14 protein-coding genes are annotated in these 15,162 nt (G+C 50.6%); 5 read left to right on the top strand and 9 right to left on the bottom strand.

Going from position 1 to position 15,162, the window contains the following annotated elements; all coding sequences use genetic code 11:
• Positions 1–38 precede the first annotated feature (38 nt).
• On the bottom strand, positions 39–2,081 hold the full coding sequence (gene dcp / locus HVY19_RS09850) for a peptidyl-dipeptidase Dcp (RefSeq protein WP_181684117.1): 2,043 nt from the start codon (positions 2,079–2,081) through the stop codon (positions 39–41).
• A 137-nt stretch (positions 2,082–2,218) separates the two neighbouring features.
• Between dcp and ydfG the strand changes: the two genes are divergently transcribed.
• Positions 2,219–2,965: a bifunctional NADP-dependent 3-hydroxy acid dehydrogenase/3-hydroxypropionate dehydrogenase YdfG gene (ydfG, locus tag HVY19_RS09845; protein ID WP_181684116.1), complete on the top strand. Its 747-nt coding sequence runs from the start codon at positions 2,219–2,221 to the stop codon at positions 2,963–2,965.
• 87 nt (positions 2,966–3,052) lie between these two features.
• Positions 3,053–3,739 (top strand): GntR family transcriptional regulator, encoded by a 687-nt coding sequence (locus HVY19_RS09840; protein ID WP_181684115.1) that lies wholly within the window; start codon positions 3,053–3,055, stop codon positions 3,737–3,739.
• A 42-nt stretch (positions 3,740–3,781) separates the two neighbouring features.
• Here the strand turns inward: HVY19_RS09840 and HVY19_RS09835 are convergent, their stop codons facing one another.
• The 7 genes from HVY19_RS09835 to HVY19_RS09805 form a co-directional block, all read right to left on the bottom strand.
• A complete protein-coding gene (locus HVY19_RS09835) occupies positions 3,782–5,245 on the bottom strand; it encodes a mannitol dehydrogenase family protein (protein WP_181684114.1) in 1,464 nt (487 codons plus the stop codon).
• A gap of 162 nt (positions 5,246–5,407) precedes the next feature.
• Positions 5,408–6,952 (bottom strand): MFS transporter, encoded by a 1,545-nt coding sequence (locus HVY19_RS09830; RefSeq protein ID WP_181684113.1) that lies wholly within the window; start codon positions 6,950–6,952, stop codon positions 5,408–5,410.
• Between the two features lie 22 nt (positions 6,953–6,974).
• Positions 6,975–8,381: a glucuronate isomerase gene (gene uxaC / locus HVY19_RS09825; protein WP_181684112.1), complete on the bottom strand. Its 1,407-nt coding sequence runs from the start codon at positions 8,379–8,381 to the stop codon at positions 6,975–6,977.
• A 31-nt stretch (positions 8,382–8,412) separates the two neighbouring features.
• Entirely contained in the window at positions 8,413–9,627 is a 1,215-nt protein-coding gene (rspA, locus tag HVY19_RS09820) for a starvation-sensing protein RspA (protein WP_181684111.1), read from the bottom strand.
• 185 nt (positions 9,628–9,812) lie between these two features.
• Positions 9,813–11,186 carry an MFS transporter gene (locus HVY19_RS09815; protein ID WP_181684110.1) on the bottom strand — a complete coding sequence of 458 codons (1,374 nt, stop codon included), beginning with the start codon at positions 11,184–11,186 and terminating at the stop codon, positions 9,813–9,815.
• A 75-nt stretch (positions 11,187–11,261) separates the two neighbouring features.
• Positions 11,262–12,281 carry a Zn-dependent oxidoreductase gene (locus tag HVY19_RS09810; RefSeq protein WP_181684109.1) on the bottom strand — a complete coding sequence of 340 codons (1,020 nt, stop codon included), beginning with the start codon at positions 12,279–12,281 and terminating at the stop codon, positions 11,262–11,264.
• Between the two features lie 105 nt (positions 12,282–12,386).
• A complete protein-coding gene (locus tag HVY19_RS09805; protein ID WP_181684108.1) occupies positions 12,387–12,713 on the bottom strand; it encodes a YnfA family protein in 327 nt (108 codons plus the stop codon).
• Between the two features lie 154 nt (positions 12,714–12,867).
• Here HVY19_RS09805 and HVY19_RS09800 point away from each other — a divergent pair, with 154 nt between their 5' ends.
• Complete coding sequence (locus HVY19_RS09800) at positions 12,868–13,209, top strand: DUF1283 family protein (protein ID WP_181684107.1); 342 nt, start codon at positions 12,868–12,870, stop codon at positions 13,207–13,209.
• Between the two features lie 78 nt (positions 13,210–13,287).
• On the opposite strand, the gene HVY19_RS09795 is transcribed toward HVY19_RS09800, so the two are convergent.
• Complete coding sequence (locus HVY19_RS09795) at positions 13,288–13,986, bottom strand: YnfC family lipoprotein (protein WP_249419110.1); 699 nt, start codon at positions 13,984–13,986, stop codon at positions 13,288–13,290.
• A 117-nt stretch (positions 13,987–14,103) separates the two neighbouring features.
• Between HVY19_RS09795 and HVY19_RS09790 the strand changes: the two genes are divergently transcribed.
• Both HVY19_RS09790 and dmsD read left to right on the top strand, forming a co-directional pair.
• On the top strand, positions 14,104–14,409 hold the full coding sequence (locus tag HVY19_RS09790) for a DUF1161 domain-containing protein (protein ID WP_181684105.1): 306 nt from the start codon (positions 14,104–14,106) through the stop codon (positions 14,407–14,409).
• Between the two features lie 138 nt (positions 14,410–14,547).
• Complete coding sequence (gene dmsD / locus HVY19_RS09785; protein WP_181684104.1) at positions 14,548–15,162, top strand: Tat proofreading chaperone DmsD; 615 nt, start codon at positions 14,548–14,550, stop codon at positions 15,160–15,162.

Raw genomic sequence — 15,162 nt, 5'->3', positions numbered from 1 at the left:
TTAGCGATGCCTGACGAGATGTCTGACATCGCACGGCGTTATTCAGCCAGTCCACGATGTTTCAACATCGCGCTGATGTCAGGTTCCCGCCCCCGCCACGTGGGATAGAGGTGTTCAAGGGCTTCACTGTTACCGCGGGAAAGGATCGCGTCGCGAAAACGTTGACCATTTTTTCGCAACAATCCCCCATGCTCAACAAACCACTGATAGCCATCGTCCGCCAACATTTGCGTCCAGAGGTAGGCATAGTAGCCTGCGGCATAGCCACCACCGAAGATATGGGCAAAATAACTGCTGCGATAACGCGGTGGTACCGCCGGGAGGTCCAGATTTTCTGCGGCCAGGATCTGTTTTTCACGCGCTTCGACAGATTCCGGAGCGTCTCCGGATAACCGATGCCAGCCCATATCCAGTAAGGCTGCGCTGAGCAGTTCAGTCATCTCATAGCCTTTATTAAACAGGCTCGCCTTGCGCATTTTTTCCTGCAATTCCGGTGGCATTTTCTCGCCGGTTGCATAATGCCGGGCATAGCGGTCAAAGACATCGGGGTGACTTGCCCAGTGCTCGTTTATCTGTGAAGGAAACTCCACAAAATCGCGCGGCGTGTTCGTGCCGGAGAGCGTGGCATAGCGTTGACTGGCAAACAGCCCATGCAGCGTGTGACCAAACTCATGGAATAGCGTGATCACATCATCCCAGAACAGGAGCGCAGGCTGCCCCGCCGTGGGTTTCTGATAATTGCAGACGTTGTAGATAACCGGGCGAGCGTCATTCAGTGTCGATTGCTCTACAAAATTCCCCATCCATGCACCGCCGCTTTTCGAGTCGCGGGCAAAGAAGTCACCGAAAAAGAGCGCCAGACCTTCGCCGTCCTGGTCGAAAATCTCCCATACCCGAACGTCGGGATGATAGACAGGGATATCGAAACGCTCAATGAATCGGATGCCAAACAGTTGATTCGCAGTCCAAAAAACCCCTTCGTTAAGCACGGTATCTAAGGCGAAATAGGGTTTGAGCTGCGACTCATCGAGGGCATATTTTGCCCGCCGCACCTGCTCAGCGTAATATGCCCAGTCCCAGGCCTGCACGGTGAATCCGGCCTGCTCGTCATCAATGACTTTTTGTATATCTGCCTGTTCATTTAGCACCCGCTGACGCGCTGCGGGAACGAGGGCACGCATAAACGTTAATGCCGACTCCGGCGTTTTCGCCATCTGGTCGGCGATTTTCCACGAGGCGTAGTCGGGAAAATTGAGCAACTTCGCCTGGGCGGTGCGTATAGCAATCAGCCGTTGAATGAGCGGACGGGTATCATTCGCGTCCCCCTTTTCAGCACGCATCCACCCGGCGGTAAACAGGTTCTCCCGCGTCTGGCGATCGCGCAGCGAAGCGAGTGCCGGTTGTTGCGTGGTGTTCAATAAGGGAATCAACCATCCTTCTGCCAGCCCCTTTTCACTGGCGGCTTCCCGCGCGACGGCAATTTCTTCGGGGGTTAATCCATCCAGCTGGTGAACGTAATCGACCACCAGTCCACCGGTTTTATTGGCTGCCAGCAGTCGCTGATTAAACTGGCTGGTCAACGTCGCCGCTTCGGTATTCAACTGGCGTAGCTGCGCTTTGTCGGCTTCGGCTAATTGTGCCCCAGCCAGAACGAATCGCTGATGCGTGACCTCTGTCAAGCGCAGTGATTCCGCATCCAGCGGCAAAGACGCCCGCTGTTGCCAGACCGCATCTACACGGGCAAATAGCGCACTATCCAGCCAGATATCATTGGATAGCGCAGCAAGTTCGGCAGAAAAAAGTTCGTCCAGACGCTGCAATTCATCATTAGTATGTGCAGCCGTCATGGCAAAAAAGACGTTGGTGACTCTTGTTAACAGCTCACCGCTCCTCTCTAACGCAAGAAGCGTATTGTTAAAGTCAGGGGCTGCGCTGTTGCCGACGATGGCAGCAATTTCCGCGCGCTTTTGTCGGATGCCTTCCTCAAAAGCTGGCTGATAATGGCTGGTTTCAATCAGATCAAACCGAGGGGCCTGGTACGGTAACAGGCTATGACTGAAAAACGGATTCGATAACGACATCTTTTACTCCCGAAAATGGCGTGTTCCTTAGAGTAGGCTTCAGCGCCCAGGACCGCAATCCTGTAAAGCAGCATTACCTGTGATGGACGATCGCGTGCTATGGTATTACCACGTAAAAAGCGTTGAGGAACAGTGAGATGATCGTTTTAGTAACCGGAGCAACAGCAGGTTTTGGTGAATGCATTACACGTCGTTTTGTTGAGAATGGGCATAAAGTCATTGCCACTGGCCGTCGCCAGGAACGCCTGCAAGAATTAAAAGAGTCACTGGGCGATAACGTACTGACAGCCCAGTTGGACGTGCGCAATCGCGCAGCCATTGAAGAGATGCTGGCGTCATTGCCTGCAAAATGGCGTGAGATTGACGTACTGGTCAACAATGCCGGACTGGCGCTCGGTCTTGAGCCTGCGCATAAAGCCAGCGTAGAGGACTGGGAAACCATGATCGACACCAACAATAAAGGTCTGGTGTATATGACCCGGGCCGTGCTTCCAGGCATGGTGGAACGTAATCGCGGTCATATCATTAATATCGGTTCAACTGCGGGTAGCTGGCCATATGCTGGTGGTAACGTCTATGGCGCGACAAAAGCGTTTGTCCGTCAATTCAGTTTAAACCTACGTACTGACCTCCACGGTACCGCAATTCGCGTCACCGATATCGAACCGGGACTGGTTGGCGGTACAGAGTTCTCCAATGTGCGCTTTAAAGGCGATGATGAAAAGGCAAGCAACGCCTACGCCAACACGACGGCGTTGACGCCTGAAGACGTCACTGAAACGGTCTGGTGGGTGGCAACGTTGCCTGCACATGTGAACATCAACACGGTCGAAATGATGCCTGTCGCGCAGTCTTTTGCTGGTCTTAACGTCCATCGCGGTTAATTTTTATACCCGACCTGCGGGTCGGGTATAGATAAAGGCAAAAAAGTGGTAAAATTTCACCGTTAACCTACTAAAAAGCATGAACGAATGACCGTCGAAACGCAGCTCAATCCTACACAGCCCGTAAATCAGCAGATTTATCGTATTCTTCGTCGCGATATCGTGCACTGCCTGATTGCGCCAGGTACCCCCCTTTCTGAGAAAGAGGTTTCTGTTCGCTTTAATGTCTCCCGTCAGCCGGTACGCGAAGCATTTATTAAGCTCGCCGAAAACGGATTAATTCAGATCCGGCCGCAGCGCGGCAGTTACGTGAATAAAATCTCGTTATCTCAGGTGCGAAACGGCTGTTTTGTACGACAGGCAATTGAGTGTGCGGTGGTGCGACGTGCTGCCGCGATGGTGACTGAAAGTCAGTGTTATCAGTTAGAACAAAACCTGAATCAACAGCGGATTGCGATTGAGCGCAAGCAGCTAAATGATTTCTTCGATCTCGATGATGAGTTTCATCAAAAGCTGGCATTAATTGCTGATTGCCAGTTGGCATGGGATACGGTTGAGAACATCAAGGCGACCATTGACCGCGTTCGCTATATGAGCCTTGACCACATTTCTCCCCCCGAGATGTTGCACCGCCAGCATCTTGAGATTTTTAAAGCCCTCGAAAATCATGACGCTAATGCTGTTGATCGCGCCATGACGCAGCATTTGCAGGAAATTAGCGCATCCGTTCAGTTGATCCGCCAGGAAAATCGCGACTGGTTCAGCGAAGAGTAATCCCTCGCCTTTGATTGCCTGATGGCGCTTCGTTTGTCAGTCCTACAGTATTGCAACATAACGTGCGACGGTGGCTTTTGCCCCCAAAGCGAGCAGTTCCAGATACGCCTCTTTCACTTTCTGAGTAAACGCCGCGACATGCGGCAGTTCGTTGCCAAATATCGCTTCAATACCCAGCAGAGAGTCAACGCGGCTCTCCCCTTCATCACTGTTCTGTACTGCGGTCTGAATCACTGGCAGCAGCGGGTCATTAACTTCAATGGTATTGCCCTGCTCATCCACACCGCCGACATAGCGCATCCAGCCAGCCACGCCCAGCGCCAGCAGATCAAAACGGCTGCCGTTCGCGAGATGCCAGCGCACTGAATCCAGCATACGCTGTGGAAGCTTCTGGCTACCGTCCATCGCAATCTGCCAGGTGCGGTGACGCAACGCTGGGTTGCTGTAACGATCAATCAGCAGATCGGCATAGCGCGTCAGATCAACACCCTGCACTTTTAAGGTCGGTGCCTGCTCTTTCAACATTAGCGCCCGGGCAGCAACACGATAGTTGTCATCACCCATGCAGTCATTAATGTGTTGGTAGCCTGCCAGATAGCCCAGGTACGCCAGGAATGAATGGCTGCCGTTAAGCATGCGCAACTTCATTTCCTCAAACGGAATCACGTCGGCCACCAGCTCTGCACCCGCCTTCTCCCACTGTGGACGACCAGCGACAAAGTTATCTTCTATCACCCACTGACGGAACGGCTCACAGGCTACACCTGCCGGATCGCGAACGCCGGTCAGTTTTTCAATTTTATCCAGTGTTTCTTCCGTTACTGCGGGGACGATGCGGTCAACCATGGTGGACGGGAATGTAACATGCTGCTCAATCCACGACGCCAGTTCAGCATCAACCGCTTTTGCGTAGGAGGTGACAACATTACGCATGACATGTCCGTTTTCCGGCATGTTATCGCACGACATGACCGTAAAAGCCGGCAATCCCGCAGCCTTGCGACGTGCCAGAGCTTCGACAATCACGCCAGGGGCACTCCTGGGCTGATGCGGATTGCGTAGATCGGCGACGATCATGGGGTGATCCAGCATCAATTGTCCGGTTGCTGGCGAGTGACAGTACCCTTTTTCCGTGATCGTCAGTGAGACAATCGCAACCTGAGGTTCACACATTGCTGCCAGAACGGTTTCCTGTCCATCGACTTGCGCATGCAGCGCGTTTTTGACCACGCCAACCACTCTTGCGGTCCACGTGTCCGCTGACATTTCAGCCACGGTGTAAAGGTTATTCTGCTGTTTTAAATCGGCAATTTGTTGTTCACCGCCAATCAGATTAACCTCGCAATACCCCCAGTCGCTGTTGTGCTCTGCCGCCAGAATATCGGCATACACACCCTGATGCGCACGATGGAAAGCACCGAAGCCAAGATGAACAATACGCGTAACCAGTGCGCTGCGATCGTAACCCGGCAGCGTTGCTTTTGCCGTTAAGAGCTTGTTTTGCATTGTATGACCTACTTTTTATGAAATCAGGACCGTCTCAGAATAACGCCCGTGTGGTTGTAAGTTTTGATTTGAATTAATCTTTTTCTAATTGGTATAACATCATTTAAAAGTTATGTGACAGCCCTGACAAATAGAAATTCTATGCTCAGGGCTGCCTCCACGTTAGCTCAGCGTAGTGGCTGATTTGGCGGGTTTTGCGGTCGGTGCAGATGTTTCACACCACAGCGTGTCATAACGATAGCCTGTCAGGTCTTCCACGATATGCCGCGTTTCCGGCTCGACGTCTTCTTTCGCACCGTGGGCTTTTAAACGCTCCACTTCATCAACAAAGATCTTGTGCGTGCGTTTATTCAGATGGAACGTCAACGCTTGCCACAGCGCCAGAATTAATAACCCGGCGGTACCGACAAACAACAATGTCGCGATGGTATTAATAGCTTCTTCCGGTTGTACCTGGCTGCCTTTAACAAATCCGCCGCTCTGCAGCATAAGACCGACAATAAAGGTCGCGATAGCCACCGTGGTTTTCCTTGAAAAAGTCATTACCGCAGCAAACAGTCCTTCGCGACGCTGGCGGGTAATCATTTCATCGATATCCGGAATAAACGGGAAAACGTTCCATGGCGTAAATTCGAGCACACAGCGGCCTACCTGATACACCGCCGCCAGAATCACTAACAGCGTTACCTTGTTCTCACCCGGGAACTGATAAACCATAAACAGCCCGGCCAGACACAGCATCATGACGGTGTAGGCAAAAATATAGAGACGCGATGGACCGTATTTGATGATCGCAACCCCAGCCAGTAAGGTCACCGGCAGCCCTACAATACTCATCGACAGTAACGTCCCCGCCAGTGACGACGATACATTCAGGCAATAGACGCAGAAGAAGACAAAGACGGTGTTATATACATCCTTCGCCGTAAAAGAGAAGAGATAAATGGCGAGATGTTTACGGAAAGCACGAACTTTCAGCGTAGAGGCATAATCTTTAAACAAGCCCCCCACCTTCGCGACTTTTTCTGCGAAGGTTGTCGGCTGACTGCTGCGTTCAAGTTCCTGCAACATATCCGGCGTGAGTTCACGCTCCCAGGTCACTTTCCAGGAGATGAATACACAAATCATGAACATCACTGCGAATACCACACCGTTAATGAAATAGGCGTTAGGATCCTGTTCACCGAAATATCCGATCAGCAAGCCCGGAATAAAGGTTGCCAGAAATGTACCGGACGCAGAAAGAAACATTCGGCAGGTTGACAATTTCGTCCGTGAATTAAAGTCTTTGGTCATTTCTGACGGCAAGGTTTCCCATGGGATTAACACCATGGCGGCTATAATTTCAAAAGCCAGGTATACGGCAAGGTAGAACCAGAAACTCATTCCGGTCACCCACAGCAGGATATACACCAGCATTAATGGCGCGCCGATCAGCAAAAAGAAACGGCGTCTGCCGAACTTTTTCCCCAAAGCATTCTTATAAAAATGATCGGTAAACGAGCCCATAAACAGGCTCACGATGGCATCGACGATGCGCGCAATCGCCACGATAGATGCTGCTTCTACCGGTGATAAACCGACGAAAGTGGTATAGAAGAACAGCAGCCAGGCGCCGATGACCGTAAAGGCGCCTCCCCCCATAATATCCGTCAGACCGTAACCGATGCTGACCGGAATTGTTATTTTTCTATTGGTACGAGTCATGTTCTATCCTCACCAGAGAGTATTAGAATTTAAAATAGTTATTAGCGTTATCGTGACAAATGTTTCTGATCATCCGCGTCAGAATTTCTTTATTGTCGGGTACTTCACCTTTCTCAACCCATCCACCAATGAGGTTGCAGAGGATTCTGCGGAAATAATCATGGCGGGTATAAGAAACAAAACTGCGCGAATCCGTTAACATGCCCACGAAATGCATCAGCAATCCCTGGTCAGCGAGACTATTCAGTTGATTTTCCATGCCCCGTCGGGTGTCGTTGAACCACCACCCGGAGCCAAATTGCATTGGGGACTTCACACCCAGATCGGCACTCTGGAAATTGGCGATAGTGGTCGCCACGACATCGTTATAAATAGCGTTCAGGTTATAAAGGATGGTTTTAGGCAGCGCATTTTTCTTCGCCATGGCATCCAGAAGTGCATTAAGGGACGCCGCCAGATGCGACTGATCGTTAATGGAGTCAAATCCGGTATTTATCCCCAACTGTTGCTGCATTCGACTGTTGTTATTACGAATTGCCCCGAAGTGGATCTGCATAGCCCAGCCCAGCGATTTGTAGTGTCCAGCCAGCATCACAAAAATCGCGCTGCTCAGTTGCCGTTCTTCTTCTTTTGTTAGCGTCTGCCCGGAAGCCTTACGCATAAAGAGTTGGTTCACGAGGTCGGGATCGGCGGTCTGGTACTCAATACTCACTGGCCCGTGATCGGAAATTCGGCACCCCACTTCGTGGAACCAGGCGATGCGTTTACCGAGAGCGGCTGAGAACTGGTCGAATGAGTCGATGTCCAGATCGGTTAACTGGCCAAGCTTTGCAGTAAACAGCGCGAACTCAGCCGCGTTTTCATTGAAGACATCATCGGAACGAAATGTCGGTAGTACCTTAATGGCGAATGAGGTGTCCTGTTGTAGCAGGCGATGATATTCCAGCGAATCGAGCGGCGCATCGGTCGTGCAGATCACCTCCACACCAGAACGCTCCATAAGACGACGCGGCGTAAAATCCGGCTGGCGAATGAGGCGATTGCAGTACTCCATCACCTCTCGCCAGTTGCGGCTATCGAGGGTCTGCCGGTAGCCGAAATAGTGGCTTAATTCCAGGTGCGTCCAGTGATACAGCGGGTTGCCAAACGCGGCCTCGACGGTTTCGGCCCATGCCTGAAATTTTGCTTCAGGACTGGCATCGCCCGTAATCAGGCGTTCATCAATGCCGTTGGCGCGCATCGCCCGCCATTTGTAATGATCGCCAGCCAGCCAAAGCTGGGTAATATCCGCAAAGGCGCGGTTTTCGTAGATATCCTTTGCGTCAAGATGACAGTGATAATCGATGATCGGCAGATCTTTTGCGACTTCTTGATAAAGCCGAACACCGACTTCATTGTCGATCATGAATCGATCGTTAATGAAGTCCATGTTTTTCTCCAGAGTTAGTCGTGAAGCGTGATTACCAGTTCCATAGCGTGCCGTCTTCCAGGCGAGCTACCGGTAGATAAGCGGGGTCGTAGGGGTATTTCGCCGCCAGTTTTTCATCGAACTCAATACCAAGCCCTGGCTTGTCGCCCGGATGCATATAGCCGTTATCAAAGGTCCAGTTGTGCGGGAAGACTTCCAGCATTTGCTCGGAGTAGCCCATATATTCCTGCACGCCAAAATTCGGTACCCACAGATCAAAATGCAGTGCGGCGGCCATGCACACTGGAGAGAGATCGGATGGACCATGAGACCCGGTGCGGACCTGATACAGCGAGGCGAAATCCGCGATGCGGCGCATGCCGGTAATCCCACCCGCGTGCGTAATGGTGGTACGGATATAGTCAATTAACTGCTCTTCGATCAGCTGCTTGCAATCCCAGATACTGTTAAAGACTTCACCCACAGCGATTGGCGTTACGGTGTGCTGACGAATGAGACGGAAGCACTCCTGGTTTTCGGCAGGCGTTGGATCTTCCATCCAGAACAAGCGGTAGTCTTCAATGCTTTTGCCAAAGCGCGCCGCTTCAATTGGCGTCAGGCGGTGGTGCATGTCATGCAACAGATGCTCATCGAAACCAAACTTATCGCGCACGGCTGCAAACAGTTTCGGCGTGAAGTCGAGATATTTTTCCGTCGACCAGAGTTGCTCTTCTGGCCATTGCCCTTTCGTGGCTGGCTCATAGGCCAGACCTTTACCTTTGGCCATGCCATAAGTGGTCTTCATGCCAGGCACACCGCATTGAACGCGGATCGCTTTGAAACCCATCTCTTTATGACGCGCATAATCTTCCAGCACATCATCAAGGGTATGACCGGTTGTGTGGCAATAAACCATCACACCTTCACGGGAGGCACCACCCAGCAGTTGATACAACGGCATATTTGCCGCTTTCGCTTTAATATCCCAAAGTGCCATATCGACAGCGGAAATCGCAGACATGGTCACCGGGCCACGTCGCCAGTAAGCGCCTTTATAAAAGAATTGCCAGATATCTTCGATGCGATGTGCATCGCGACCAATCAGTTGCGGACAGAGATGGTCTTTCAGGTAAGACGCGACGGACAGTTCTCGTCCATTAAGCGTTGCGTCACCCAGACCGGTGAGGCCATCCTCCGTTGTAATTTTTAAGGTCACAAAATTACGACCCGGACAGGTGACAAAAACCTCAGCACCTACAATCTTCATTTTTTTTCCTTACCTCTGTGTGGAGTGATTAAGAATTTACGCAATTCACATACTACCATACAAGTATAAATCACTTAATATTCCAGCCCGATCACAAAATAGTCTCGCGTCCGGCTGGACATTTTTCTTCAAATACCAGGTAACAGACGATCGCTGATAGCAGGAATCGCTTGATTTAAAAGGGATTAGATGTGGTTCGTAACCGGTGCTTGCTGCCTTTCGGAGCGGACTTCCGCCGCGTCTTCAGGAAGCCGCAAATCACGGTCGCAGACTTCAGGCATCAACAATGCTGAAATGAGACCTATAAGCGAGTAAGCAATGATCATCAGCAGAATTGGCAGCCAACTGCCGGTCATGTTACAGAAGATCCCCGCCAGCACAGGACCAAAACCAACGGCAACCAACCCCCCTGCTTCTTTGGCGATGGCCATGCGGGTAAAGTGGTTTCGCGAGCCAAAGATTTCCGCCATAGTAATGTTTTCCAGCGCGAACAGACCAAGCACTGCGAAGTTATGGATGACGATCAGCGCCGTCATGATGATGCCAGGGCTGTAGGATTTATCCACGATGATCGACAGCATCGGCCAGGCCAAAATAATGGCCGAAATGTTCAGCAGGATATAAGGTAAACGGCGGCCATACCTATCGGACAACCAACCAAGAAGTGGAATGGTAATAAAACCGATGACGGAACTGATCATCAGCGCATCTGTGGGGATGGACTTATTGAATAGCAGGGTTTGCACCAGATAGCCGGCAAGGAAGGTCTGGATCAGCCCAGAGTTACCTGCCTGACCAAAGCGTAATCCTGTTGCCAGCCAGAAGGATTTACTGCGAAACATTGCTCCCAGAGAAACATCCGCTGCGTTTTGTAATTCCGGCGCATCACCTTCGTTAACCTGTTCAAACACCGGGCTCTCTTTGAGGTTCATTCGCAGCCAGATTGCAAAAATCATCACGACCACGCTTGCCAGGAATGGGATTCGCCACCCCCATGCCAGTAACTCCTCGCGGTCGAGGGCAAAGAACATCACCGCCCAAATCGCCGTAGCGCTGAGAGTGCCACAGTTAGTCCCCATTGCCACCAGAGATGAAATAATGCCGCGCTTTCCTTTTGGCGCATATTCCGCCAGCATCGTTCCGGCACCGGATATTTCGGCGCCAGCGCCTAATCCCTGTATAATGCGTAATGTCACCAGCAGCACCGGGGCAAATATACCAATTTGCGCATAGGTAGGTAGAACCCCAATTAATGTGGTGCAGATCCCCATCATGGTTATTGTGATAAACAATACTTTTTTACGCCCAATGCTGTCGCCCATCTTGCCAAAAATAAAGGCACCGACAATCCTGGCGATATACCCTGCGCCATACGTTCCCATTGCCAGAATGAGCGCCATGGCAGCAGACTGTTCCGGAAAGAATATTTCATGAAAAACTAATGCCGCACCGAGGGAATAGAGTTGAAAATCCATAAATTCAAGCGCGGTGCCCAACCAACCGGAAACAGCGGCCCGCACCAGATCCTGGGTGCTTCTGTCATGTTTAATCGTATTCATATTCAGTATCTCTACAGAAGTGAGGCGTACAACTAAATACCCGATGCGTCAGGTATTCATCGCATTAAATGATAATTATGCAGTAAAGGTAAGCAATACTTTGCAGCACTTACGCCGATCGTTCTCGAATATTTCGATTGCGTCGATAATATGACGATAGTCAAATTGATGCGTGATCAGTTTATCCGGGTCGATTAAACCGTTTTTCATCCACTCAATCACAACGGGAAATTTATGCGCATTCAGTCGGGACGAATAAAGAGTGAGTTCCTTTCCGGTTATGTTCTGTTGCGTAATTTGACAGGGTTCACTGGAAAATCCCATGAGTACAATACGCGCCGCCGGCGAGGCAAGTTCTGTCGCTTCAGCCAGTATCGCGGGATGGCAGGCTGCATCCACAATCAGGGTCGGTTTGATCTGCTCAACTTCCAGCCAGTCCGGTAGGGATTGCTCGCCATTATTAATAATGACATCTGCCCCACAGTGTTTAGCCATTGCAAGGCGCTCATCTATTCTGTCAGCAACAATCACTGTTTTAACGTTATACACACCTTTCAGCGCCTGAACGGTAGTTAAGCCCATGGGACCGGCACCATAGATTAACGCAATATCATTTTCTTTCGGTTGGATCTGCCCTGTGACATTTGCCGCAATCGTAAAGGGTTCAATCATTACCGCATGCCGATCGCTAATTACATCAGGAATAGAATAAGCGTTTGCCGCTGGCACCGTGACATATTCACTAAAGCCACCATCACGATGTACGCCTAATACGGTTAGCGTGGTGCAAACATTCGGCTTACCAATAGAACAGGGATAACACAAACCACAACTGATAACGGGATCGACCGCTACGCGTTCGCCAATACGGCTGTTATCCACGCCGTCGCCAACGCTATCAATGACGCCATAAAATTCGTGACCTATCACTCGCGGATATTTAGCAAATGGATTATGCCCGCGATATATATGGCTGTCAGAGCCACATATTCCAGCCATTTTAACTTTAACCCGGACTTCCCCGTTCGCCAGAACGGGTAATACCCGTTGTTCTATTACCAAATTATTTGGCTGGTGAATGACTACACTTTCCATAAATTATCCTTACATCCGTTAGTGATGCAGGAAATTTATTCACAATATAACTACCATACAAGTATGACGATCAAAAAATCACCCATTGTTCACAAAAAGAAATTATTACGTCCGCCCCCATCCTGCCACGATAATAAGCATTCCACACAGCGCAATAAGCGCACCTGACCAATCGTAGAGACTAAGTTTTACCCCATCCACCACGCGCAGCCATAACAATGCAGTGCAGACGTAAACGCCGCCATAAGCCGCATAGACCCGACCGCTGGCAGCAGGATGTAGCGTTAGCAACCAGACAAAAAGCGCTAAGGCGAGAGCGGCTGGAAACAGCAACCAAATTGTTGCGCCGCGCTTTAACCATAGCCACGGAAGAAAGCAGCCAACAATTTCACACAGCGCTGTAGCGAAGAAAAGAAGCGTGGTTTTAATCATAACAATCAGTTAGTCATTTTCGATATCTGACATGATACGTCAAAACGCACAGATCTTATCCATATCCTTCCGCCGGGTATTCCCGGACCCGGGAATGGTGTAATATTTATCGCGCAGTGACGCTTTTTTACCCCAATTTTGAAAGGAATTTGCCATGAACATTACACTTAGCAAACGCCTGTGCCTGACGGCAATGCTGCTGCTTGGTGCCGTCGTGTACACCGCTTCTGCTCAGGCAGAAACCAGCAGACTGGTCATTGAGTCGGGTGATAGCGCCCAAAGCCGCCAGCATGCGGCAATGGAAAAGGAACAGTGGGATGATACTCGCAGTCTGCGTAAAAAAGTGAATACGCGCACTGAAAAAGAGTGGGATAAAGCCGATGCCGCCTTCGACAATCGCGATAATTGTGAGAAAAGCAGCAACCTGAATGCGTACTGGGAACCCAATACGCTGCGCTGTCTGGATCGCCGTACTGGTCGGGTTATTGCCCCATAACCTGTTTTTGGCGAACAGAATACCCCCGTCCTCGTTGGATTAAACATACCGCGCCGTTAGTGCTGCGCGGTCGTATCTTCAGTAGTAATCAATCGTATTTTTAATGGTATAAAAGCGCTCAACCGGCGGCTTAACGCTTTGATCGACAATGACAAGTGTGCAATCCGTAGGATTGGCGTGACGATCGTATTCACAAGACTGTTTTACATTACCCAGCGGATGATCGTTCAACATACTGACCGCCGTGTAGTCCAGTTTTTTGCGTGGATCGGGCGAAGGTTTTGCACTGACCGATAACGTACGATCTTTACTGACTGTCGTTTTGCCCAACGGGTACCCTTCTGCATCATAGCGATACTGGACTTTCATCTCTTTACCGTTTGCGGAGATGACAAAGCCATTATCGTCAGTATCCCAGGTCACCCCTGCGGACGGTAATTCTGCCAGTTGGCATTTCCCCTGCAAGCGCACCTTTTTTTCCAGCGTTTCCGCATCGCGATAGTAATTTGCATCCAGTACCAACGCGACACCGGTGTTGTTTTCGAGATCGTGCAGTTCCAGCGTGTCGAAACAACCCTCCTCAGAAAGAGTGCCATTGACGCGCTTCGCCACTTCACCTTTCTCATTGAGCAACGTCTGGCTGAAATCTTTCACCGGGCCGCGTAATGGATCAAAATCAAATTCATTAGAAAAGCTGGCCATCTCCGGCGTAAAGGAGAGCGGGATTGCGCTGTTATCGCACCCCGCCAGCGCCAGGCCGAAAGCAAAAAGAAGGATCTGGTTTTTCACATATTTCCCATAATTAAGGACGATTCCCAATCATTTTAGCAAATACAGTTGTTTACACTACATTTGCTATGCTTATTTCTACGCATATCACAAAAGGAGCTGACCATGAAAATGACCAAAGGAACGCTTGCTTGTCTGCTGCTCTTTGCTTCACCCGTAGTACTGGCAGCACCCGATTCATGTGAACGTATCAAAAGCGACATTCAGCAGCGCATTATCAACAACGGTGTTCCGGAAGCGAATTTCTCCCTGAACATTGTTCCCAACGATCAAGCTGACCAACCCGACTCGCAGGTTGTTGGCCACTGTGCTAACGATACGCATAAAATTCTTTATACCCGAACCAGTAGCGGTAATGCACCGGCAAGCACTACACCCTCCCATGACGGGGCAGCCAACGAACCGCAATAAGCCCGACATTTGTTACCCTCCTTCCCGGAGGGTAACTTCATTTTGATATGGATTAATAACCGGCCCGCCTTTGCAGGTAAACTCACGCCTGCTACGCACGGTATAGTGCAACACACACCTTGTCTGTGGATGCTTTTGATGACTGGAATAACGCAACAGAAAGATTTTGCCATGACTGCACGCGTGCTGGGCGCGCTGTTTTATTTTTCCCCGCAGAGTGAACAGGCCACACCGTTGGTGTCAGCCCTCACAAACAGCGACTGGACAGCGCAATGGCCGCTGCCGCAGGAACAACTGACGCCACTTCGCGCATTATTCCAGCGTGAAGGTAACGAACCACTGACTCAGGTCTGGCAGCGTCTGTTTGTTGGGCCATACGCATTGCCATCTCCGCCGTGGGGTTCAGTGTGGCTGGATCGCGAAAACGTCCTTTTTGGAGAATCGACACTTTCGCTGCGGCAGTGGATGCGGGAAAACGATATTCACTTTGTCGTGGCGCAAAACGAACCTGAAGATCATTTCGGCTCTCTGCTACTGCAGGCTGCCTGGTTGGCGGAAAACGGTCGCCACCGCCAGTGTGAGGAGCTATTGGCCTGGCATCTTTTTCCCTGGTCCTCGCGCTTTATGGACGTATTTACCCAAAATGCCGGACATCCGTTTTACCAGGCATTAGGCGAGCTTGCACGACTGACTCTCGGCCAGTGGCAATCTGCGTTAACGCTTCCTGTCGCCGACAAAAAGCTATTCCGTTGA

It is taken from the genome of Citrobacter sp. RHB25-C09 (genome assembly GCF_013836145.1).
GTDB lineage: Bacteria > Pseudomonadota > Gammaproteobacteria > Enterobacterales > Enterobacteriaceae > Citrobacter_A.
Note: the sequence above shows the minus strand (reverse complement) of the source record. Positions and strands in the feature narration are given on the sequence as shown.